Origin of the sequence: Actinomadura gamaensis, assembly GCF_042652125.1 — a bacterium.
In the GTDB taxonomy this organism is placed as follows: Bacteria; Actinomycetota; Actinomycetes; order Streptosporangiales; family Streptosporangiaceae; genus Spirillospora; species Spirillospora gamaensis.
In genome coordinates this window covers 112,142-133,842 of sequence record NZ_JBHSIT010000019.1, presented here as the reverse complement: position 1 = coordinate 133,842, position 21,701 = coordinate 112,142, and the positions used below count along the sequence as shown (strand labels likewise).

Genomic DNA, 21,701 nt, shown 5'->3' with positions numbered 1-21,701 from the left:
CGCCACCGCCTTCATCGCCGACCACTCGCTGGGATAGTCCGGACGCACCTCGGTGACCATACGGACCGCCCGCCTGCGCAGCTCAGGCGGATAGGGGGACTGACGTGCCATGACTCGATCCTCTCAGGGAATCGAGCCTCCATTCGACCCGGGGCGCTTCACAGTTGGCAGATTTTCTGCGACGGGGTCTCTCCAAGTCAGAAGCACTGCGGAACCGTGGCTGTCACTTTTGCTGACAGCAGGCGTGGCTGCGGCCCGTACTTTGCCAGGGTGGCGAAGGGAGTGCTCGTGACGGAGCAGATGACCACTGGGCAGCGGGTCGCTCGTGCGCGTAGCCGGAAGGGCTGGGATCAGGCGACGCTTGCCGAGGCCATGGACCGGTCGGTCAGTTGGGTGACCAAGATCGAGAACGGTCGACTACCGCTCGACCGTGCAAGCGTGCTGGCCAAGCTTGCGAGCGTGCTCGACGTTGAGGTTCCCGAACTGACCGGACAGCCGTATCGGCACGAGACGGCGGAACTCGACTCGGGGCACTCGGCCATCCCCGAACTGCGGCTTGCGCTCCAACAGGCCACGATGCCCGGTGGTGCCACGGTGATCCAGAGCCGGGAACCGAGCAACCTCGAGGAGATCTCCGGCCAAGTGGCGCTCGCGGAGAAGCTGCGGCAGGACGCGCGGTTCTCGGCGCTCGGCGCGATCCTCCCGCAGATCATCACGGACCTTACGCTCCATACCGCCGACCGGACCGCACCTAACCGGGATCGGGCGGAGGCGCTGATGCTCCGGGCCTGCCACATGGCGCGTGTGACGTCCAACCTTCTCGGCCATCATGATCTCGGTTGGACGGCGGTACAGCGGGAGCTGGTCGCTGCTGATCGGGTCGGCGCTCCGGAACTCGTCGCCGCGTCCGCGTGGGACCTGTGTGGGGTCTGGCTGCATGAGGCGTCCCTGGAGGGGGCGAAGTCGGCCGCCTTGGCCGCACTGGACGACATTGACGAGCACATGGGGTCCAACGACCCGGACCTTCAGGCGCTGTGGGGCGCGCTACATCTGCGGGCCGCCGTGTCCTATTCGCGGCTGCTCAACCGCTCGGAGGCGGAGGCCCATCTCAGCGAGGCGGAACGCGTCGCTGCCGCGTTGCCGCCGAACGGGAACGTTTACCAGACGCAGTTCAACCGCGTGAACACGCGGATTCACGCCGTTGAGATCAGTCTTGAGCTTGGCCGGCCGCGCGACGTCGTTTCCCGGTCAGAGCTCGTAGAGGTCGCGGACATCGCCTCGGGGGAGAGGCAGGCTCATTACTGGACCTGCCGCGCAGCCGGTATGGCGATGAACCGCAAGGAGGACAAGGCCGTTGACGCGCTGCTGACGGCCGACCGAATCGCGCCTCAGCACGTGCGGAACCGGCCGATCGTGAGGAATCTGGTGCGCGATCTGCGGAGCAGCGGAAGGCATTCGAAGGGTAGGGAGATCCGGGCCTTGGCGGCCAAGATGGCGCTCGACTGAACCGATATCCGCTGTACGCGGGGGAGTTGCGCCGACGGCGTCACTTGGGCGGCTGGGGATGTTCTCGGCTGAGGTTGTAGCGGGACGTTACGTCGAAAAGCCCGGACACGATCACGTGTCCGGGCTTTTCGATTCGTTCGGAGAATGTGGGCAGGGGCGGGGTCGAACCGCCGACCTTCCGCTTTTCAGGCGGACGCTCGTACCGACTGAGCTACCTGCCCATGACGCACGCGATCGGCGCGTCTGGCGGTCCTGACGGGATTTGAACCCGCGGCCTCCACCTTGACAGGGTGGCGAGCACTCCTAGCTGCTCCACAGGACCTTGCGTGCTCCGAGTCTAGCTGGTTCGGAGGTGTTCCGTGACCGGGGCTTTCGGGGCCCTCGCTCTCGGCGACAGGCATGAGCTTACGGGATGCCCGAGGTGAGTGCCAACTCGTTAAGCGGGAGGTTGGTACGGGTTGGTTTGAACCTTTGGGGGTGAAGTGGCGTCTGACCGACCGGACTCTCGATGAGGAAGGTGGAGCGGATGAAGAGCACGATGAGGCGGCTGGCCGTGACGGGGGCGGTGGCGGTCGTCGCTACGGGGATCGCTGCTCCGGCGATGGCGGACCAGGACGCCGCGAAGGTCTCGTGTGGCGGGAAGTTCCAGAAGGTGATGGAGCTCAAGCGGGGGAGCGTCCACGGGGCGAAGATCAGCGGGCGCTACGCCAAGTGGCACACGTCCAAGGAGGCCGAGGGGTACTACGTCCCCTACGGCAAGGCGCACGCCGAGAAGCTGTCGTCGCACGCCGTGGTCTGCCTCGTCTCGGACAAGGGCGGGCGCATCTCGCTGCGGCCGGCGACGCGGGCGCAACTCCAGGCGGCCGTGAACAAGCCGTGGACCTGGCGGTACTTCAAGGTGAGCTTCAACCGGTACGGGCACGTCAACAAGATCGTGCAGCAGTATCACCCGTGACGTGACAGGACGCGGCGTTCCACCGCCAGGAACGCCGCGTTCAGCACGAGGCCGAGGACGCCGAGCAGGACGATGCAGGTCCAGACGCCGGGGACGTCGGTGGTGCTCTGGGCCAGCATCTGCAGGTAGCCGATGCCGTTGACGCTGCCGACCAGCTCCGAGATCACCATGAGGATGAGGGCCGTCGAGAGGCTGAGCCGGAGGCCGGCGAAGATCTTCGGGGCGGCGGCCGGGAGCAGGACGCGGAACACGCGGGTGGTCCGGGACAGGCGGAAGACGCGCGCGGTGTCGAGCTTGAGGGGGTCGATGTCGCGCGCGCCGTCCATCGCGTTCAGCAGGACGGGCCAGACGACGCCGAAGACGATCGTGGCCAGCTGCATCTCGGTGCCGATCTTGAAAGCGACGAGGAAGACCGGGGCGAGCGCGGGCGGCGGGATCGCGCGGAAGAAGTGGATCAGCGGGGCGAGGTGGTCGGCGAGGAGCGGGGAGCGTCCGGCCGCCAGGCCCACGGCGACGCCCAGGACGCAGGCCAGGGCCCAGCCGGCCAGGAGGCGGGCGAGGCTGGGGAAGATGTTGCCGGTCGCCTGGGCGGTCAGGAACAGGTGGGACGCCGGGCCGGAGAACCAGTCCTTGTGCATCCGGGCCAGGATCTCGGACGGCGGCGGGAAGAACGGGTCGTCCGCGCGGCGGGTGAGCGCCTCCCAGACGGCGACCGCGGCGGGCAGGGACGCCAGCCGGGCGAGCAGGTAGATCATCGGGCCGTTCTCCAGCGGAACAGGCGGCGTTCGAGGGCGGCGAGGGCGCCGTTGCCGAGCAGGCCGAGGACGCCCGCCCAGAGGGTGGCGGCGAGCATGGGCTCCATGCGGGCGGAGCTTCCGGCGGTGTTGATGAACGTCCCGATGCCGGCCGAGCCGCTCGCGAACAGCTCGGCGCTGACGGTGGCGATCAGCGCGATCCCGGCCGACATGCGCACGCCCGTCGCGATGAACGGGGCCGTGGACGGGAGCGAGACGCGCAGCAGGACCGACATCGGGCCGAAGCCGAAGGAGCGCAGGGACTCGCGGGCGACCGGGTCCACCTCGCGCAGGCCGTAGACGGTGTTGATCAGCACCGGCCAGCAGGACGCGTAGACCGCGATGGTCGTCTTCATGTCCAGGGCGTCCGGGAACAGCAGCATGGCGAGCGGGATGATCGCGACCGCCGGGATCGGGCGCAGGAACTCCAGCACCGGCCGGACGACCGCCTCGACGCGCGGCAGCGAGCCGAACAGGAGCCCGAGCGGGACGGCGATCGCGACCGCCTCGGCGAGCCCGAGCAGCCAGGCGGTGACGGTGGCGCGGACGTCGGCGAGGAACGCGGCGTCCCCGGCGAGCCGTCCGGCCTCGGCCAGGACGGAGGAGATCGGCGGCAGGACGGAACGGTCCACCATGCCCGTCCTGGACGCGAGCTCGGCCAGGACCAGGAAGGCGAGGACGCCTTGCGCGCCGCGCCGCGTCCGGGTCAGCGCGACGCTCGTCCCTGGTGGCCGGGCCCGTCCGGCGCGGGGCGCGGCCTCGGCGGCCGGACGGGCGGGCGCGTTCGCCGTGGACGTCACTTCGGCGGAGCCACGATCATCTTCCGGACGTCCGGCGCGTTCTGCAGGTAGCCGTACTCCTTCATCAGGGCGGCGACCTTCTGCAGCTTCGCGGCGTCCAGGCCGGTGGGGTACGCGCCGAGCGAGATCTTGCCGGCGGTGCCGGCGGGGATCTGGGTGTAGGTCGGGATCACCCGGGTGACCTCGCCGCGGTCGGCGGCGACCTTCAGCGCCCGGTTGATGGCGCGCTGGAAGGCGGCGACGGTCTTCGGATGCTTGTCGGCGAACTTGGACGTCCCGCCCCAGCCGGAGATCGGGAAGTCCTCGGTCGGGCCGGTGACCAGGTCGGCGAGCAGGTGCCCGCCCTGCGCGGTCTGGATGTCGGTGACGAACGGCTCGACGGCCGCGACCGCGTCGACCGTGCCCTGCTTGAGCGCCGCGCCCATGTTCGGCAGCGGGACGGGCACGACCGTGACGTCCTTGGCCGGGTCGAGGCCCGCGTTCTTCAGCTGGACGGCGAGCAGCAGGTCGGTGATGCTCTTCAGGGCCGGGACGGCGACCTTGCGGCCCTTCAGCCCGGCGAGGCCGCGCACGTCCGAGTCCGGGCCGGTGAGCAGCGCGAACGAGCCGTTGGCGCCCTGGTAGGAGTCGGCGACCAGGCGGAACGAGATCGCGCCCTTGTCCTGCGCGGTGAACGTGGAGACGTAGTTCAGCAGGGCCAGGTCCATCGAGCCGTTGAGCAGCATCGGCGTCGCGTCCGGCGACGCCTTGATCGGCTTGGTCTTGACGGTCAGGCCCTCGTCCTTGAAGAAGCCCTTCTGCTGGGCGATCGCGAGGGGCGCGGAGTCGGGGACGGGTACGACGCCCACGTTCAGGACGGGTTTCTCGAGCCCTTTCGGGTTGGCCGCGCCCGAGCCGGACGCGGACCCGCAGGCGGACAGGGCGAGGCAGGCGGCGGCCGCCGCGAGCCCGAGCAGGTAGCGCTTCATGGGGGGTTCCTCGTCGGGGGGAGCTACGAAGAGGCGTCAGCGTACTGAAGATCATCTCTCCGTGGCGGGGTCCGCTGAAACGTCCGCCGCAAAGCCGTCCGAAACCCCCGCCGAGCCGCTGCCCGAAAAACCCTCCCCGCCCCGGCCGAATCACCAGCGCCCCCGCGCCCGGCGTCCGCGCCCGGCGTCCGCGCCCGGCGTCCGAGCCCGGCGAGCCCGGCGTTCGCGCTCTTCCGCGCGCCTTTCGCGCGCGCCCGGTGTCCGCGCCTGGCTCGCGCAGTGGCCGGCCTCCGGCGAAACGGACCGAAGGGGGTCGGTGCGGGCGCCGGGTGCGGATTCGGGAGAGGATGGGCGACGCCAGGTAACGGGGCTGTAGCGGTCGGATACCGGCTTTGGTGAAAGGTGTGGCGCTTAAAGCACTTTGTTCGCTTTTGTAGCCTCTTGCACCGGCTCCGTGGTGGCGCGTGGCTCCCACCGGGCGCGTCCGAGACGAGAAAGGCGGCTCATGGCTGACTCCACTGGTTCCACCCCCGCTGAGGGGTATCAGAGAGGGCTCGGCACCCGGCAGATCCAGATGCTCGCGATCGGCGGCACGATCGGCACCGGACTGTTCCTCGGCGCGGGCCAGAACATCGCCAAGGCGGGACCGGGTCTGATCGTGACCTACCTGGTCGCCGGGCTGATGCTGTTCTTCGTCGTCCGCGCGCTGGGCGAGCTGCTCATGTACCGCCGGGCGGAGGGCGGCTTCGCCGGGTACGCGCGCGAGTTCCTCGGCCCGTTCTGGGGCTACGCCACCACCTGGACGTACTGGATCATCTGGGTCACCACCGGCATGGCCGAGCTGACCGCCGCCGGCAAGTACATCCAGAAGTGGTTCCCGCACTTCGCGCAGTGGAAGACCGCGCTGATCGCGCTGATCGTCCTGTTCGTGGTGAACCTGATCTCGGTGAAGCTCTTCGGCGAGCTGGAGTTCTGGTTCGCGATGATCAAGGTGGTCGCGATCGTGGCGATGATCGCGATCGGCATCGCGGTGGTCGCGTTCGGGTTCGGCGACGCGGGCAAGACCGCCTCGGTGGAGAACCTGTGGTCGCACGGCGGGTTCTTCCCCGAGGGCGCGTCACCGGTGATCATGACGTTGCAGATGGTGCTGTTCGCCTACCTCGGCGTCGAGCTGGTCGGCGTCACCGCGGCCGAGGCCAAGGACCCGGAGAAGAACATCCCGCGCGCGATCAACTCGCTCCCGATCCGGTTCGCGCTGTTCTACATCGGCTCGCTGCTGGTCATCCTGTCGGTGGTGCCGTGGACGGAGTTCAGCTCGGGCGCCAGCCCGTTCGTGCTCGCGTTCGACAAGGTCGGCATCGCGCACGGCGGCGACATCGTCAACTTCGTCGTGCTGACCTCGGCGCTGTCGTCCTGCAACGCGGGCGGGCTGTACTCCACGTCCCGGATGCTGCGCGCCGCGGGCGTGAACGGGGACGGCCCGGCGATCCTCGGCCGGCTGAGCGGACGCGGCGTGCCGGTGCTGACCGTGGTGATCTCCGCGGTGGTCATGGGCATCGGCGTCGTCGTGAACGCGGTCGCGCCGGGCAAGGCGTTCGACTACATCACCTCGGTCTCGACCGGCGGCGCGCTGCTCGTCTGGTCGGCCATCGTGGTCTCGCACCTGGTCTACCGGCGGCGGGTCGCGCGCGGCGAGGCGCCCGGCACGTCCTACCGGATGCCGGGCGCGCCCTACACCGGCTACCTGGTGCTGGCGTTCTTCGCGTTCGTGGTCGGCACGATCGCGTGGGAGTCCGACACCCGCATCGCGCTGTGGGCGATGCTCGGCTGGGCCGCGATCATGCTGATCGGCTGGCCGTTCGTGCGGCGCTCCTCGGTGCGCCGCGCCCAGACCGCCGAAGAGGCCCCCGCCACCGTCTGACCCCCCTGACGCCGCGCCGCACGCGCCCGCGTCTTACACACCCCGCCGTCCGCAGGACGCCCGTCGCACACGCGTCCTGCGGACGGCGCACTCGCGCCGCATGTGCTCCGCTGCTGCGTCGTGTCGCGCGTGTTCCGCGATCGTGTCGCACTCGTGTTGTGTGGGCGGCGCGCTCGCGTCGTGCGTGGGTTGGTGGGACGCGCCCGGGTCGCCGTTTTTCGTGGCGGGCCGGGTGTGTCGGTGTTGAGGGGGAGTGAACGCGGTCATAGTGGGGCGCGTCGGGCTGGGCCGCGGGTCCCTCGCGGATCTATCGTGGATCCACCCGACGGGGGAGGGCGCGGTGACGGGCAAGACCGTGGGGCGCGGCCTGGCCGCGCGGCTCGACCTGATTCCCGTCGTGCCCCGGACGATGCTGGAGATCCGGGTCCGCTGGGTGCTGCTCGTCGTGGTGGCGACCGCGAACCTGGGCGGCGCGCTCGTGGTGCTGCTGTTCGCCACCTTCGTGATTCCGGACCCGCCGATCCACGACATCGAGCACGTCCGGATCGTGAACACGGTCGCCTTCTTCAGCTATCCGGTGCTCGCCGGGCCGGTCGCGATGGCCACCGGCCTGTACCTGTGGCGCCCGGTGATCAGGCTCGCGCGGGACGGCGGCGCCCCGGACGCCTTGCAGCGCCGGGCCGTCCTGCTCGGACCGCTGCGGCTGACCGTCCTGGTCGGGATGCTGTGGACGGTCGGCGCGATCGGCTGGGCGGCGCTCGACGCGGCGCTGTTCAACGCGCGGATGGCGGCCAAGGTCGGATCCACCTGCCTGCTCGGCGCGATCACCACCTGCACGCTGGTCTACCTGCTGTCGGAGCGGCTGCTGCGGCCCGCCGCCGCGCTGGTGCTGGAGAGCCGTCCGCGCGCCGGGGTCCGGCTGCCGGGCGTGACGACGCGGGTCATGCTCGCGTGGGCGCTCGGCACCGCCGTCCCGGTGTTCGGGCTGGTCTGCGTCGCGGTCGCGGCGCTGGTCACGCCCGGCATCCGCACCACGCAGCTCGCGCTGACGATCCTGGCGCTCGGCGCCACCGCGATCGGCGTCGGGACGGGCGTGACGTACATCGCCGTCCGGGCGATCGCCGACCCGATCAAGGCGGTCCGCGGCGGGATGACGCGGGTCGCGCGCGGGGACCTGTCCGCCGAGGTGCAGGTGTACGACGCGAGCGAGGTCGGGCAGCTCCAGGCCGGGTTCAACGACATGGTCAGCGGGCTGCGCGAGCACGAGCGGCTGCGCGACCTGTTCGGCCGGCACGTCGGCGAGGAGGTCGCGGGCCTGGCGTTCGAGCGCGACATCGAGCTCGGCGGCGAGACCCGCGACGTCGCGGTGCTGTTCGTGGACCTCACCGGCTCCACCCGGCTCGCCGAGACCCACGCCCCGGACCAGGTCGTCGAGCTGCTCAACGCGTTCTTCGACGTGGTCGTCCGGGTGGTCGCCGCGCACGCGGGCTGGATCAACAAGTTCGAGGGGGACGCGGCGCTGGCGATCTTCGGCGCGCCGTCCGGGCTGGACGACGCGGCCGGGGCCGCCCTCGGCGCGGCCCGCGAGCTCGGCCACCGGCTGCGCGCGGAGGTCCCGGGCGTGGACGCGGGCATCGGCGTCTCCGCCGGACCCGTCGTCGCCGGGTACATCGGCGCCGAGCAGCGGTTCGAGTACACCGTCATCGGCGACCCCGTGAACGAGGCGGCCCGGCTCAGCGACCTCGCCAAGACCCGCGACGAACGCGTCCTGGCGTCCGGGACGGTCGTCGAGCGCGCCGCCGAGTCCGAGGCCGGGCAGTGGCGCTACGGCCGGACGGTCACCCTGCGCGGACGCAGCCGGACGACCCGGCTGGCCGTCCCGTGCCCGCCCGTCCCGGCCGTCGAGGCCGCCGCGATCGAGGCCGCCGACCTGGACGAGCACCGCGACTCGCGCCGCTTCCCCCGCCTGCCGCGCCCGCGCGTCCCGATCCGCCGCCGCGCCCCCGAAGGCGAACCCGACGCAGCAGGCTGACCCGCCCCCGCCGTCCGCGTCCGCGCCGTCCGCGCCGTCCGCGTCCGCGCCGTCCGCGTCCGCGTTGTCCGCGTGCGCGCCGTCCGCGTCGGCGGTGCGCGTTGTCCGCGTGCGCGTCGTCCGCGCGGGCCGTCCGTGTTCGCGTCGGCCGTGCGTGTCGTCCGCGTGCGCGTTGTTCGTGCGCGTTCTCCGCGTTCGCGTGTCCGCGTTCGCGTGTCCGCGTTCGCGTGTCCGCGTTCGCGTGTCCGCGTTCGCGTGTCCGCGTTCGCGTTGGTCGTGGCGTGTTGGGCGGGTTCGGGTTTGTCGGGTTCGTGACGTTTGTTGGGGGCGGGCGGCGGGGGATGGCCGGTTCTTTGCGGTCTCTTGTCGGCGGGTGTTCCGTTCCGTGAGGGAAACGGGACGCGCGGCGTGATTACCTCCCCACGGGGGGTCGGTTGACCAGACTGCGGACTTTGCCGATACGCGTGCGCATGCCGTTGGTCGCCGGAGGCGTGGCGGCGCTGGCCTGCGCGGTCGTCGGCGTGCTCGTGGTCGCCGGGGTGCGCGGACGGGTGGACGACTACGACCGGGAGAAGACGACCACCGCGGCGCTGTCCATCGTGCAGATGATCAAACGGGACCGGCTGCCCGGTCAGCTGCCCGAGGTGGACGGCATCGCGGCGGCGCAGGTCCTCGACGCGCGCGGGCGGGTGGTCTCCGCGACTCCCGACCTGGTCGGACGCCCGGCGATCGCCTCCTTCGAGCCGGACGAGGACACCGTCAGCACGTCCCGGAAGCTGTGCCCGCCCGCCGGGCTGCGCGGCTGCATGGACGTGATCGCCTTCCGCGTGTTCCAGCCGGACGGCGACTGGACGGTGTACGCCGCCGACGTGACCACCCCCTGGTACGCCAGCGGATCGCTCGTGATGGTCCTGGTGGCGATGGGCCTGCTGGTCGTGCTGCTGACCGTCCTGCTCACCCGCCGGACGGTCGATCGCACGCTCGCGCCCGTGGACGCGATCCGGTCGGAGCTGGCCGAGATCACCGCGACCGAGTCCGGACGCCGGGTGCCGGTGCCGCCCGTCCGGGACGAGATCCGGCATCTCGCCGAGACCGCCAACGCCACGCTGGACCGGCTGGACGCGGCGCTGGAGCGGCAGCGCAGGTTCACCTCCGACGCGTCCCACGACCTGCGCAGCCCGATCACCGGGGCGCGCGCCCAGCTGGAGGAGGCGCTGATGGACCCCGACCTGGCGGACTGGCCGCGCGTCGCCCAGAACGTGCTGGTCTCGCTGGACCGGCTGCACGCGATCGTCTCCGACCTGCTCGCCCTAGCCCGCCTCGACGCGGTGCTGCACGCGGGCGAGGAGGAGGTGGATCTCGCCCTGCTCGTCTCGACCGAACTCGCCCGCGCCGTCCGGGACACGCCGACCCGGGTCGCGCTCGACCAGGACGTCACGGTCCGCGGCGACCGGCTCCAGCTCGCGCGGCTCCTGACCAACCTGCTCACCAACGCCGAACGGCACGCGGTGGACGAGATCTCCGTGTCGGTCGTCGCGGACGGCCGCGACGCCGTGCTGACGGTCGCCGACGACGGCGCGGGCATCCCGCCGGGGGACCGCGAGGCGGTGTTCCAGCGGTTCGTCCGGCTCCGCGAGAGCCGCGACCGCGACCCGACCGGAACCGGCCTCGGCCTCCCGATCGCCCGCGAGATCGCCCGCGCCCACGGCGGCACCCTCACCATCGCCGACTCCCCGAAGGGCGCCCGATTCGTCCTGCGCCTCCCCCGCACCTCCTAGCCGTCCAGTCGTCCGGTCGTCTGTCAGCCGGCCAGGAGTCTCCTGGCCGTTCCGGCGCCTTTCGGGCGCCGGGGTGCTGACGTGCCCCGCGCGGTGAGGGCGCGCGGGGTGGTCTCCGCGAACCGGCCGGCGTGCTCCCGTGCCGCCGTCCGGCGGGGTGATCGCGGTGGGACCGTCAGAAGGTGCCCTGGGACAAATGCATCCAGCCCGTGTAGGCCGCGTTCTTGGCCCGGAACCGGATGCGCTGGAAGGACCTCGGGTTGATGTAGCCGGGACCTTGCGCGAGGACGTTCTCGAACACGTAGTCGGACGCCACGAACCCGACGTCCGCGTCGGTGTCGGACATGCGGTGGCGGAGTTCGGGGGCGTCCAGCAGGCGGGCGGCCTGGATGATCGCCGCGCCGTTGACGCCCTCGCGGTCCGGCATGACGGGGCCGATGTGCAGGGACATCCGGATGCGCAACCGCATGGCCTCGCTGGCGGCGTGGTTGTGGCGGCGCAGGCGGGCGGTCAGCAGCGACAGCATCGGGTCGACGACGCGCGCCGGCGGGGCCTGCGGCGGGACGACGATGAGCATGCCGTCCCCGCGGTCCTCGTGGTAGCAGGCCGCCCACGGGACGTTCGATCCCTCCAGCGCCTCCGGCACCGCCTCGTAGAGGACGCGCCGCAACTCCAGCCGGTCGGTGTCGTTACGGTGCGCGGCCGAGAAGCCGACCACGTCCACGAACATGATCGAGCAGACCTGCCCGGCCCAGTCGTGCGCGGCGCGACGGACGGCGGGCCGCGGAGGCTCCCACACGGCGGCCGCGGACGAGACGACCGCCGCCTCGTCGGGGACGGCGCCGCGGCCGTCGTCCGGGGCCTGCGTGAGGCGCGCGTACATCTGCTGGTCCAGGACGGCCAGCACGCGCGGGTAGGCGGACAGGAACGCGGCGAACTCGCCGACCGGCATGCGCAGGATGGTGAGCCGGTCGAGCGCGACGACGGTCGCCGAGCGGGTCCGCACGAGGAGCGCGGCGCGCTCGCCGATCAGGTCCCCCGGTCCGCGTACCGCGACGATCCGCTCGACGCCGTTCTGGTTGACGCGGATCGTGACCTTGCCCGACCAGATCACCGCCACGTGGTCGGCGAGGTCGTGCTCGCGCCACAGGACGTGCCCGGCGGGCAGCACCTCCTGCTCGGCGGAGCGCAGGAACTGCATCCGCTCGACCGAGGTCAGCGCGGACCAGAAGTCCGTCGAGGCCGCCGCGCCGTCCGCGCCTCCCGGGCCGCGGGCGCCCGCCGGTGGCCAGCCTTCCGGCTCGGGCAGGACGGGCGCCTGGAACCGATCCGGCAGGACCGGGACGCCACCGTCGCCGGGCCGCTGCGGGAAGCCGGGGCCGGCCGGGTGCCCGTCCGGGGACACCGGAATTCCGGTGCCGTTCGCGGTGGCGCGGATTCCGGGCTTGCGGGGGACGCCGGGCCGGGCCGCCCCCTCGACGGTTCGGCCCGGCGCGCGCTCGGACCCGGCCCGCGCCACCGGCGGGCGGTCGCGGCGGTTCGGCGAGCCCGTCCCGCCCGCGCCCGGCCGGCGGCCGGCACCGGAGGGCAGCGGACGGGGCGGCGCGACCACGCCGTCGTCGTCCCCGGGTGGCCAGGGCATGGGCTGCGTGGGGGCGAGAAGCTCCGCCTCGCGGCGGCGGTGGGACCGCGTCCCGTCCGGGACGTGCCGGTCAGCAGCGTGGCGGTCGGAAGTCTGCCGGTTCGGGGTGTGCCGGTCCGGGGCGTGGCGGTCGGGGGTGTGGCGGTCGGGGGTGTTGCGGTCCGGGACGTGCCGGTCCCTGGCGGGACGGTCCCGCCGGGTGACCTCGTCCGGTGGCTGGTCGGCCTCGTCGCCGGGGTCGGGGGTGGCGTCCGGGTCGTAAGGGTTGTGCCGTTCAGGGAATTTGGTCATCAGACCCTCGGAGGGGGAGGGGGCGGGGTGAGCCGCCGGAATCGAAAGCGCTGGAACGATCCGGTGCCCGAAGCGGCGGGGGACCACCGGGCGCCGGGATCGCGGTGCCGGCCTCCGCGACCTCTCCCGCACCCTGGCGGAGTGCGGGAACGGAAAGCCGGCCCGGCCCTGGTAGGAACCGGACGAGCGTGCTTTGATTGACAGAGACCGTCATCGTTTCCGCTGGTCAGCGACCCGCGCCGGGGAAGTTCCGGGGCGGGCGGCGAGCCCGGCGGGCGTCTTGGCGGTCCCCTGCGGAGCCGTCTTCCGGCCCGTTTCGATCTCCCTGGCTGGCTACCGGTGGTCGAGGCGGATCCGGGGCGGCTCCGTTCGCGTCCCTGGGGGCGGTTGGCGTCCGTCGTCAGTGCCTCCCGAGCGTTGGCTCGATGTTCATCGGCGCGACCCTCCCACTCTGTGACCGCAACCCCTCACGTGTGGTAAGGGACGGTCCGGGGCCGGTACTCTCAGTGTGACGTGGAGCACCTCGGTGTCTGCCGATTTGCTACATTGCATCCTAACATCTGCCTTACCGCAAGGAGGAGGAATGAAACCATGACACAGGCGGACATGGAGACATTCTTCCGGCGATCTTCCCGGTCACGGAGACGCGGCGGGTCGCCCAGTGGCGCTCTGCCTCCCGTCCTGACGGCGGGTGGCGGGTCGGTTGACACCGACCTGCGCGACGGCAAGTTGGAGTGTCGCCGAGTGCTACCTGGCATATGGCAAGGTAGATGCAACTACACAACGTGAGAACGGGCGGATAGCGGGCGGAGGTGCCGCTCGTTCGGGGGCTCGGTCGCCGGACGCGCTCACCTGCGCCGGGTCCGTCGAACCGACGACGAGGATGAGGCTGAGATGGCCACGGACCAGGGTCCTGTAGTCGACAGCGCGTTGCTGCGCAGCGAACTTGTCAGGCTCCGGAAGGAGAAAGGCCTGACCCAGGAGCAGGTGGCGCGCACCTTGGAGTGGTCGCCGTCCAAGCTGATCCGGGTCGAGGGCGGCAAGAGCTCGATCACCCGGACCGATCTCCAGGCCCTGCTCATGACGTACGACGTGACGTCCGAGAGCAGGCAGGAGCGGTTGCAGAACCTCGCGCGCGGCGCGCGCGAGACCCCGTGGTGGAACAAGTACCGGGGGCTCGTCAACGACGACCTGCTGAGCCTCACCGGTTACACCGCGGGCGCGTCCTTCATCCGGCAGTTCCACGGCACGCTGCTGCCCGGGCTCCTCCAGACCCGCGAGTACGCGCAGGTCATCACGTCGGACCTGGCGGATCCGACGGCCCAGCAGATGGCGATCGAACTGCGGCTGGAGCGGCAGCGGCGGCTGGCCGAGCGGCAGAGCCCGCCGCGCCAGTACTACATCCTCGACGAGGCCGTGATCCGCCGCCACGTCGGGGCGAGCATCGATCCCGGCATCATGCCCGCGCAGCTGCGGAACATCGCCGACCGGGCCGAGAGCGAGGACCTGCTCACCGTCCGGATCATCCCTTTCGGCGCCGGTTACCACCAGGGCGTCTACGGCCCGTTCGTGCTGCTGGAGTTCGAGGGCGGCCTGTCGGACGTGCTGCACCTGGAAGGACGGCCCGGCACCGCGGCGACGCTCTCCGGCGACGCGCCGCAGATCGCCGAGTACCGCGACATATTCGAACGGATGCTCGAAGAGACCCTGCCGGCCGAGCAGTCCATCGAACTGGTCCGCAAGGTCGCCGACGAGATGGAGGCGTAAGGGAGGGATAGCGCGAATCGCATACCCATCGGGCCCTCGGGTCATATAGCGCTGCCGTGATCTTGTGGCGGAGTGTAGGCGGGAAAAGGACAAACGTTTACACTCTGGGGTGGAGAGGCCACAAGGTTGTGGTGAGCTGTGCCCTAATCGACCCTGGCTCGGTGGGTACCGGTCCGCTCCGGACCAGGTCACCCCCGCCAGCAATGTATGGAGGGTTGCTGGATGGTCGTTCGGTCGGAGCGGGGGGACGCACTCGACTGGCGCAAGAGCAGTGCGAGTGGAAGTGGCGGGGATTGCGTCGAGGTCGCCGTGTGGCGGGCCTCGGTGCTGGTACGCGATTCGCACGCGCCCGAGCGCGGTGAGATGGAGATGAGCCATGAGCGATGGCACGGACTTCTGACATGTATTCGTGCCGGACGTTGTGACGTTGTGCCAAGGACGGGTTGATTTCGTCCAGCCGAATTCCGTGTGTTCGAGTGTGGGTTGCGGGGCGCCGGTACTCGGACGGGAACCGGGGGCCGCCGGATGAGGACGGTGACCCCTCTTGCCTCTATTGGACTCCGGGTCTATGTTCACCTCGCGGGATGCAAGTAAGTACTTGCGTCCCTCGGGGTGGACCGGCACCTTGGAGGCGTCATGGGACGTGGGCGGCAGCGGCGGCGTACGGAGAACCGGCGGCGGAGAAGGGGACGCCGGGCCGGACGCGTCCTCGGAACGGCGGCCCTCGCGGCCGGCCTCGCGACCTCGGCCATGGTCGCCGACGCGGCCGTGCGCACCAGCGCGGGCGCGGCTTCGGGCTCGTCGCGCGCTTGGGCGGCCGAGGCGCCGAAGTATCCGGTCGGGAACCTCGGGACGGCCGTCCAGAACTTCCTCACCAGCCCTGACCGGGTGGCGGGCGCGAACGACTGGTCGTGTCGTCCGAGCGCGGCGCATCCGTACCCGGTCGTCCTGACGCACGCGACGTTCGTGAACCAGGGGGCCAACTGGGCGGTGCTGTCGCCGATGCTGGCCAACGCCGGGTACTGCGTCTACGCGTTCAACTACGGGATGACGCAGATCTCGCTCGACCGGGTCGGCGGGCTCGGGGACGTCGCGGCGTCCGCGCGGGTCATGAGCGCCTTCGTGGACAGGGTGCTCGCGAGCACCGGCGCGTCCGAGGTGGACGTGGTCGGCCACTCGCAGGGCGGCATGATGCCGAACTACTACATCAAGCGGCTCGGCGGCGCGTCCAAGGTGCACACGTTCGTGGCGATGTCGCCGAGCAACCACGGGACGACGCTGCTCGGCCTGGTGAACCTCGGCAAGCAGTGGAACCTGCTCGGCTTCGTGAACAACGCGTTCCTCGCGGTGGGCACGCCGGGGCTGGTGCAGCAGGAGGAGGGATCGGACTTCCAGAGGGCGCTGTTCGCGGACGGCGACACCGTGCCCGGCCCCCGGTACGTCGTGCTCCAGACCAATCGCGACTGGGTGGTCACGCCGTATACGAACGCGTTCCTGACCGGCCCGAACGTCACGAACATCCTGGTGCAGGACCAGTGTCCCGGCGACTACGTGTCGCACATCGGGATGTTCAACGACAGCCCGGTGCTCCAGAACGTGATGAACGTGCTCGGCCCGGACGATCCGGGGTTCAAGCCGTCCTGCACCGGCTACGGGCTGCCCGCCTGACGCGGGTCCTCGCCGGGACGCTGGTTACCGTGAGAGGGTGCCCGACCTTGCCGCGTCCCACGAAGTGCTCGCCGCCGCGCTGCCGGGGATCGTCCGCACCGACCTGACGGCGCGGGCGGCCTACTCCTCGGACGCCTCGCTGTACCGGCGCGTCCCCGTCGCGGTCGCCGAGCCGCGCTCGGTCGCCGACCTGGACCGGATCCGGCGCGCGGCGGCCGAGGCCGGGGTGCCGGTGACCGTGCGCGGCGGCGGGACGTCCGTGGCGGGCAACGCGATCGGGGACGGCCTGGTCGTGGACGTGTCCCGGCACCTGACCGCGCTCACATCGATCGATCCCGCGGCGCGGACGGCCGTGGTCGAGCCGGGCGTCGTCCTGGACGATCTGCGCGCGGCCGCGGCGGCGCACGGGCTCACGTTCGGGCCCGATCCGTCCACGCACTCGCGCTGCACGCTCGGCGGGATGATCGGCAACAACGCGTGCGGCGCGCACAGCGTCGCCTACGGGACGACCGCCGCGAACGTCCTCGAACTGCGCCTGCTCCTTCCGGACGGACGGCACGTCACGGCGCGCCGCGGCGGCGTCGACGACCCGGATCTCGACCGGTCCCTGCGCGCGTTGCGCGACGCGCATCTCGCGCCGCTCCGCACCGAACTCGGACGGTTCGGACGCCAGGGCTCGGGTTACGGCCTGCATCACCTGCTGCCCGAAAACGGCTTCGACGTGGCCAAGGCGCTGGTCGGAGCCGAGGGGACGTGCGGTGTCGTCACCGAGGCGACGGTCCGGCTGGTGGAGGCGCCGAAGGCGCGCGCGCTCGCGGTGCTCGGCTTCCCGGACGTGTTCGAGGCGGCCGAGGCGGCGCCCGCGATCGCCGCGTCCGGGACGGCGCTGACCGTCGAGGGCATGGCGTCCGACCTGCTCGCCGCGCTGCGCGCCCGGCCCGGCCGCGGCTCCGCCGGGTCGGATCTCCCGCCGGGCGGCGGCTGGCTCTACTGCGAGGTCGGCGGCGAGACGCGGGAGGCGGCGCGCGAGGCCGCGCGGGCGCTGGCGGAGGCGGGGCCGCACTCGGTCGTGGTGGACGATCCGTCCCGGATGCGGGCCCTGTGGTGGATTCGGGAGGCGGGTGCGGGCATCGTCACGCGCCTTCCGGACGGCGGCGAGGCGTGGCCCGGCTGGGAGGACTCGGCCGTCCCGCCCGAGCGCCTGGCCGCCTACCTGCGGGATCTGTACGAGCTCATGCGGACGCACGGGTTGCGGGGCGTCCCGTTCGGGCATTTCGGCGAGGGCTGCCTGCACGTGCGGCTCGACTTCCCGCTGGCGACGCGTCCGGAGGCGTACCGGGCGTTCGCCGAGGACGCCGCCGCCCTCGTCGTCGCGCACGGCGGCTCGGTCTCCGGCGAGCACGGCGACGGCCGCGCCCGCTCCGAGCTGCTGGAACGCATGTACTCGCCGGAGCTGCGCGCCGCGTTCCGCGCGTTCAAGCACCTCTTCGACCCGGATCGCGCGTTCAACCCGGGCGTGATCGTCGATCCCGAGCCGCTGGACCGGGGACTGCGGCCCGGCAAGGGCGCGGACCGGCTCGCGGTCGTCCCGGCGCACGCGCTGTCGCGCGACGGCGGGTCGTTCACCGCCGCCGTCCAGCGCTGCGTCGGCGTCGGGACGTGCCGGACGGTCGGGAACGGCACGTCCATGTGCCCGTCGTTCGAGGTCACCCGCGACGAGGTCCACTCGACGCGCGGGCGCGCGCGAGTGCTGGCCGAAATGCTGCGCGGCGAGTCGCTGCCGGACGGCTGGCGTTCCGCCGTGGCGCGGGAGGCGCTCGACCTGTGCCTGTCCTGCAAGGCGTGCGCGAACGACTGCCCGGTCAACGTGGACATGGCCACGTACAAGGCCGAGTTCCTGCATCGCCATTACGCGCGACGCGTCCGGCCCGCGACGCATTACTCGATGGGCTGGCTGCCGCTGTGGTCGCGCCTCGCGACGGCCGTTCCGGGAACGGCGACCCTCGCGAACGCGGCGCTGCGCCGTCCCGCGATCGCCGGGATCGTGAAGCGCGCTGCGGGCATCGACCCGCGCCGCGACCTTCCTGCCTTTGCTGACCGTCCGCTGCGTCGCGGGTTGTACCGCCGGGGCGGCGCGTTGTCCCGCCAGGGCGGCGGGTTGTCCCGGCAGGGAGGCGGGTTGTCCCGGCAGGGTGGCGGGTTGTCCCGGCGGGGTGGCGGGCGGCCTGTCGTGTTGTGGCCCGACACGTTCACCGCTTTCCACACGCCCGAGGTCGGGCACGCGGCCGTGGCCGTCCTGGCCGCGACCGGGCATCGGGCCGTGCTGCCGCCGCGCGCGGTCTGCTGCGGGCTGACCTGGCACTCCACCGGGCAGCTCGGGATCGCGAAGGCCGTGCTGCGCCGCACCCTGGACGTGCTCGGACCCGCGCTCGGCGCCGGGCTGCCGATCGTCGGGCTCGAACCGTCCTGCACGGTCATGCTCCGCGACGAGGCGCCCGAGCTGCTGCCGGACGACCCGCGCGCCCGCCGCCTCGCGGACGCCGTCGTCACGCTCGCCGAGATCGTCGCGGACGCCGACCCCTGGCCGTTCGCGACGATCGGCGGGGACGCCGTCGCGCAGGTCCACTGCCACCAGGAGGCCAAGGGCTCGTACGGCCCCGACCTGCGCGTCCTCGAACGGCTCGGAGTGCGGACGGACGTGATCGGCTCGGGCTGCTGCGGGCTCGCGGGCGACTTCGGGTTCGCGCGCGGCCACTGGGACGTGTCGCAGGGCTGCGCCGAACGCGAGCTGTACCCGAAGGCGCGCGACGCGCCGCTCGTCCTGGCCGACGGGTTCTCGTGCCGCGTCCAGATCGGCCAGGGGACGGGCCGCCGCGCCGTCCACCTGGCCGAGCTCCTGGCGGACGCGCTTGCCGAACGTCCGGGGGCACCTGCGCCTAGGCGGTGACGAGCTCGAGGAGGGCTTCGAGGTCCTCGGCCGCCGGGACGATCCCGAACTCCGCGAGCACCTTGCCGAACTCGCCCGGCTCCAGCTCGCGGGTCTCGCGCGTGCCGTCCGGCCAGTTGGTGATCAGCGTGAGGTTGTCGAGCTGGCGGTGCACGGCGGCGGTGAAGCGCTGGGCGAACACCCGGCCGACGAACGGCGAGCGCGGGTGCGAGGCGACGTAGTGGCTGGCCACCGCGAAGTCGATCGGGAACGCCGGCACCTGGGCGAACACGTGCCGCCGTGTCCAGCCGTCCGCGCCGAGCTCTGACAGCGCCCAGTGCCGGACGCCGAACTCGTCGTCGTCCTGGCGGGTGAGGCGGAAGCTCCAGCCGTCCTGCTCGGAGACCGTGCCGTCCGCGAACTCGAGCGGTTCGAGCGGGCCGCCGCCGAACCCGACGTCGCACAGCCACTCGCGGTCGTCGTCCTCGGGACGGACGAGCAGGAGCGCGTGCGTGGCGGGACGGATCGCCCCCTCCGGCGCGCCGACCATGATGCGTCCGATGAGCGCGGTGAAGTCGTACCCGAGCCGTTCCAGCGCCGCCGCGAACAGCGCGGCGTGCTCGAAGCAGTAGCCGCCGCGCCGGGACCGGACCAGCTTGTCTTGGAGGGACGGCACGTCCAGCAGGACGGGCCGTTGAAGCGCCGGCTCCAGGTTCTCGAACGGCAGGGACGTGGTGTGTCCCCGGTGCAGCGCGCGCAGCGTTGCCAGGGAGGGTGCGCGCTCCCCGTCGAAACCGATGCGCGCCAGGTAGGCGTCGAGATCGAGGTCGCTTCCGTGCCACATGTCGTCCATGAGGCGAACGTTACGACCTCAACTTGGCTTCAGGTCAAGGTGCCCGAACGCGAGGGCGCCGGGGAGTCGACGGATTCGCGCGGTTCGGCCAGGATCGCGCGGAGCGTCCGCTCCTCGTCGCGGCTCAGCGTCGCGACGAACCGGGCGAGCACCTCGGGCGGATCGCTCGCCACCCGCAGCCGGTCGTGCATCTGGTCGGCGACGAGCCGGGACTCGTCCACGGCCAGCTTGTAGAGGAAGTGCCGCCCCTCCCGCATCCGGCTGACCAGGCCCTTGCCCAGCAGCCGGAACAGGATCGTGTTGACCGTGGTGTAGGCGGGCGCGCCGGGCAGCGCGTCGCGCAGCTCGGCGGTCGCCACCGGACGCTCCGCGGAGGCCAGGGCCGCGAGCACCTCGGCCTCCAGTTGTCCCAGCCGTCTGCGCGTCACCGGATCAGTCCCCGCTCCGTCCGACGTTTGCATGATGAGGCAATCGTAGTCCGCCCCGTCCGGTCTGGGGTGCCTCGTCCCCCGCGGTTCTCCCGCCGGTTCCACGGGTTCGCCATCGCATGGTTAGCGATCGTGCTCAAGGGTAATGAAGAGGTTGCGGAGAGTAATCAAACGATCCGCGAGACGCCCACCGCGCCGGGTCAGACCGACCGGAGCCCGCCACCGACCCCCGGGCCCCCGGACCCACCCGGCGCGGTGGGCGAACGATCTCACCGCGCCGGATCGACCGCGCTCAGCGGGCCCGGACCGCCGTCCTCACCGGAAGACGGGCACCGGGCCGCCGTCCTCACGGGAAGACGGGCACCGGGCCGCCGTTTCCACCGGAGGACGTGCGTCAGCGGACGTAGACGGCCGTGCCCACCGGGATGAGCCGGAACAGCAGATCGGCCGTGTGGTACATCGGAATGCGCGCGCAACCGTGCGAAGCCGGGTACAGCGGGACGCTCGGGTTCCCGTGCAGCGCGTAACCGCCGTGGAAGTAGATCGGCTTGTAGAGCAGGCCCAGCGGCGCGTGCCGCCAGCCGTTGATCTTCCGCTGCACGTGGAAGTTGCCCGACGGCGTGCGCGCGTAGGCGCACGAGCCGCCCGAGCAGTAACGCTTCCCGGAGCCGGTGGACGTGATCGTGATCAGCTTGACCTGGTTGCGCTGGTAGACGACCACGAGCTGGCGGGACTTGGAGACCTCGACGCGGTTCGCGGCGCCGCCCTTGATCACCCGCGCCGGCTGCGCCGGGTGCGCGAGGGCCCGCCACGTCCGCGGCCCGACCGTGCTGGACGGGCTGATGTGGTTGACGCGCTGGAACGCGTAGACCGCGTAGCGCAGGTCCTTGCCGTAGTGGCCGTCGACCGCGCCCGGGTCGTAGTGCAGCGCGCGCAGCCGCTGCTGGAGGTACTTCACCGCCTTGCCCTTGTCGCCGTAGTGCAGCGTGCGGGCCTGAGCGGACACGGTGTCGGCCGGGGTGCGGGTCGTCGCGGTCAGGGCCGTCCGATCCGGTGCGTGGCCCACAGCCGCCTGGGCCGTGCCGGGCAGGACCGTGGAGATCGTCCCGGCGATCGCCAGGGGGACGAGACCAAGCAGGATTCGGCGCATTCAGTTCTCCTCGGACGCGGGGGGCGCGAACGTGAATCGGGGGCGAGCAGGTCTTGCCGGGGTGGGCAGGGCTCGCGGGGGCGGGCAGGTCTTATGGGGGCAAACGGGATCTAGCGGACGCGAACGTGTGCAGTACTTCCCGCCGGGAGCACTCGCAACACCGAGTTACAAGAGGTACAAGTCACGCGAACGCATACAAGATGACGCCTGTTCTCGCGCGGA

16 protein-coding genes and 2 tRNA genes are annotated in these 21,701 nt (G+C 71.7%); 9 read left to right on the top strand and 9 right to left on the bottom strand.

The window, feature by feature from the left end:
* The first annotated feature begins 288 nt into the window (after nt 1-288).
* Complete coding sequence (locus tag ACFPCY_RS41185) at nt 289-1,506, top strand: helix-turn-helix domain-containing protein (RefSeq protein WP_378264985.1); 1,218 nt, start codon at nt 289-291, stop codon at nt 1,504-1,506.
* A 147-nt stretch (nt 1,507-1,653) separates the two neighbouring features.
* On the opposite strand, the gene ACFPCY_RS41180 is transcribed toward ACFPCY_RS41185, so the two are convergent.
* Nucleotides 1,654-1,727, bottom strand: a tRNA-Phe gene (locus ACFPCY_RS41180).
* A gap of 23 nt (nt 1,728-1,750) precedes the next feature.
* Nucleotides 1,751-1,828, bottom strand: a tRNA-Asp gene (locus ACFPCY_RS41175).
* A 204-nt stretch (nt 1,829-2,032) separates the two neighbouring features.
* Between ACFPCY_RS41175 and ACFPCY_RS41170 the strand changes: the two genes are divergently transcribed.
* The gene (locus ACFPCY_RS41170) at nt 2,033-2,461 is read left to right on the top strand and encodes a hypothetical protein (RefSeq protein ID WP_378264983.1); all 429 of its coding nucleotides are present in this window, start codon (nt 2,033-2,035) and stop codon (nt 2,459-2,461) included.
* Here ACFPCY_RS41170 and ACFPCY_RS41165 read toward each other — a convergent pair.
* Genes ACFPCY_RS41165 through ACFPCY_RS41155 form a run of 3 tightly spaced genes read right to left on the bottom strand, consistent with a single transcriptional unit; the run spans nt 2,452 to nt 5,023 of the window.
* Nucleotides 2,452-3,216, bottom strand: coding sequence for an ABC transporter permease (locus ACFPCY_RS41165; RefSeq protein WP_378264981.1), 765 nt, complete (start codon nt 3,214-3,216; stop codon nt 2,452-2,454). The two genes, ACFPCY_RS41170 and ACFPCY_RS41165, sit on opposite strands and share 10 nt — an antisense overlap.
* The gene (locus ACFPCY_RS41160; RefSeq protein WP_378264979.1) at nt 3,213-4,055 is read right to left on the bottom strand and encodes an ABC transporter permease; all 843 of its coding nucleotides are present in this window, start codon (nt 4,053-4,055) and stop codon (nt 3,213-3,215) included. The genes ACFPCY_RS41165 and ACFPCY_RS41160 overlap by 4 nt, the downstream gene beginning before the upstream one ends.
* On the bottom strand, nt 4,052-5,023 hold the full coding sequence (locus ACFPCY_RS41155; RefSeq protein WP_378264977.1) for an ABC transporter substrate-binding protein: 972 nt from the start codon (nt 5,021-5,023) through the stop codon (nt 4,052-4,054). The genes ACFPCY_RS41160 and ACFPCY_RS41155 overlap by 4 nt, the downstream gene beginning before the upstream one ends.
* Before the next feature lie 505 nt (nt 5,024-5,528).
* Here ACFPCY_RS41155 and ACFPCY_RS41150 point away from each other — a divergent pair.
* The 3 genes from ACFPCY_RS41150 to ACFPCY_RS41140 all read left to right on the top strand — a co-directional run bounded on the left by ACFPCY_RS41150 (nt 5,529) and on the right by ACFPCY_RS41140 (nt 10,754).
* Entirely contained in the window at nt 5,529-6,944 is a 1,416-nt protein-coding gene (locus tag ACFPCY_RS41150; protein WP_378264975.1) for an amino acid permease, read from the top strand.
* Between the two features lie 340 nt (nt 6,945-7,284).
* A complete protein-coding gene (locus tag ACFPCY_RS41145; RefSeq protein WP_378264973.1) occupies nt 7,285-8,976 on the top strand; it encodes an adenylate/guanylate cyclase domain-containing protein in 1,692 nt (563 codons plus the stop codon).
* A 470-nt stretch (nt 8,977-9,446) separates the two neighbouring features.
* Complete coding sequence (locus ACFPCY_RS41140; RefSeq protein ID WP_378264971.1) at nt 9,447-10,754, top strand: sensor histidine kinase; 1,308 nt, start codon at nt 9,447-9,449, stop codon at nt 10,752-10,754.
* Between the two features lie 175 nt (nt 10,755-10,929).
* Here the strand turns inward: ACFPCY_RS41140 and ACFPCY_RS41135 are convergent, their stop codons facing one another.
* Entirely contained in the window at nt 10,930-12,687 is a 1,758-nt protein-coding gene (locus ACFPCY_RS41135) for a cyclic nucleotide-binding domain-containing protein (protein WP_378264969.1), read from the bottom strand.
* Between the two features lie 894 nt (nt 12,688-13,581).
* On the opposite strand from ACFPCY_RS41135, the gene ACFPCY_RS41130 reads away from it, so the two are divergent.
* From ACFPCY_RS41130 to ACFPCY_RS41115, 4 genes are all read left to right on the top strand, one after another.
* Complete coding sequence (locus ACFPCY_RS41130) at nt 13,582-14,454, top strand: helix-turn-helix domain-containing protein (protein ID WP_378264967.1); 873 nt, start codon at nt 13,582-13,584, stop codon at nt 14,452-14,454.
* A gap of 207 nt (nt 14,455-14,661) precedes the next feature.
* Nucleotides 14,662-14,901, top strand: coding sequence for a DUF397 domain-containing protein (locus ACFPCY_RS41125; RefSeq protein ID WP_378264965.1), 240 nt, complete (start codon nt 14,662-14,664; stop codon nt 14,899-14,901).
* Between the two features lie 189 nt (nt 14,902-15,090).
* Nucleotides 15,091-16,122, top strand: coding sequence for a lipase family alpha/beta hydrolase (locus ACFPCY_RS41120; RefSeq protein ID WP_378264964.1), 1,032 nt, complete (start codon nt 15,091-15,093; stop codon nt 16,120-16,122).
* A gap of 37 nt (nt 16,123-16,159) precedes the next feature.
* On the top strand, nt 16,160-19,069 hold the full coding sequence (locus ACFPCY_RS41115) for an FAD-binding and (Fe-S)-binding domain-containing protein (protein ID WP_378264962.1): 2,910 nt from the start codon (nt 16,160-16,162) through the stop codon (nt 19,067-19,069).
* Here ACFPCY_RS41115 and ACFPCY_RS41110 read toward each other — a convergent pair.
* From ACFPCY_RS41110 to ACFPCY_RS41100, 3 genes are all read right to left on the bottom strand, one after another.
* Entirely contained in the window at nt 19,059-19,901 is an 843-nt protein-coding gene (locus ACFPCY_RS41110; RefSeq protein WP_378264960.1) for an arylamine N-acetyltransferase family protein, read from the bottom strand. The two genes, ACFPCY_RS41115 and ACFPCY_RS41110, sit on opposite strands and share 11 nt — an antisense overlap.
* 29 nt (nt 19,902-19,930) lie before the next feature.
* Nucleotides 19,931-20,329, bottom strand: a complete 399-nt coding sequence (locus ACFPCY_RS41105; protein WP_378264958.1) for a BlaI/MecI/CopY family transcriptional regulator — start codon at nt 20,327-20,329, stop codon at nt 19,931-19,933.
* A gap of 394 nt (nt 20,330-20,723) precedes the next feature.
* Nucleotides 20,724-21,479, bottom strand: coding sequence for a L,D-transpeptidase family protein (locus tag ACFPCY_RS41100; protein ID WP_378264956.1), 756 nt, complete (start codon nt 21,477-21,479; stop codon nt 20,724-20,726).
* Nucleotides 21,480-21,701: the final 222 nt, after the last annotated feature.

Excerpts from the sequence above, each read along its gene's own strand:
- ACFPCY_RS41165 (WP_378264981.1), bottom strand. The coding sequence starts at position 3,216 with ATGATCTACCTGCTCGCCCGGCTGGCGTCCCTGCCCGCCGCGGTCGCC.
- ACFPCY_RS41110 (WP_378264960.1), bottom strand. The coding sequence starts at position 19,901 with ATGGACGACATGTGGCACGGAAGCGACCTCGATCTCGACGCCTACCTG.
- ACFPCY_RS41150 (WP_378264975.1), top strand. The coding sequence starts at position 5,529 with ATGGCTGACTCCACTGGTTCCACCCCCGCTGAGGGGTATCAGAGAGGG.
- ACFPCY_RS41100 (WP_378264956.1), bottom strand. The coding sequence starts at position 21,479 with ATGCGCCGAATCCTGCTTGGTCTCGTCCCCCTGGCGATCGCCGGGACG.
- ACFPCY_RS41120 (WP_378264964.1), top strand. The coding sequence starts at position 15,091 with ATGGGACGTGGGCGGCAGCGGCGGCGTACGGAGAACCGGCGGCGGAGA.
- ACFPCY_RS41170 (WP_378264983.1), top strand. The coding sequence starts at position 2,033 with ATGAAGAGCACGATGAGGCGGCTGGCCGTGACGGGGGCGGTGGCGGTC.
- ACFPCY_RS41140 (WP_378264971.1), top strand. The coding sequence starts at position 9,447 with ATGCCGTTGGTCGCCGGAGGCGTGGCGGCGCTGGCCTGCGCGGTCGTC.
- ACFPCY_RS41130 (WP_378264967.1), top strand. The coding sequence starts at position 13,582 with ATGGCCACGGACCAGGGTCCTGTAGTCGACAGCGCGTTGCTGCGCAGC.
- ACFPCY_RS41155 (WP_378264977.1), bottom strand. The coding sequence starts at position 5,023 with ATGAAGCGCTACCTGCTCGGGCTCGCGGCGGCCGCCGCCTGCCTCGCC.
- ACFPCY_RS41125 (WP_378264965.1), top strand. The coding sequence starts at position 14,662 with ATGGAGGGTTGCTGGATGGTCGTTCGGTCGGAGCGGGGGGACGCACTC.
- ACFPCY_RS41135 (WP_378264969.1), bottom strand. The coding sequence starts at position 12,687 with ATGACCAAATTCCCTGAACGGCACAACCCTTACGACCCGGACGCCACC.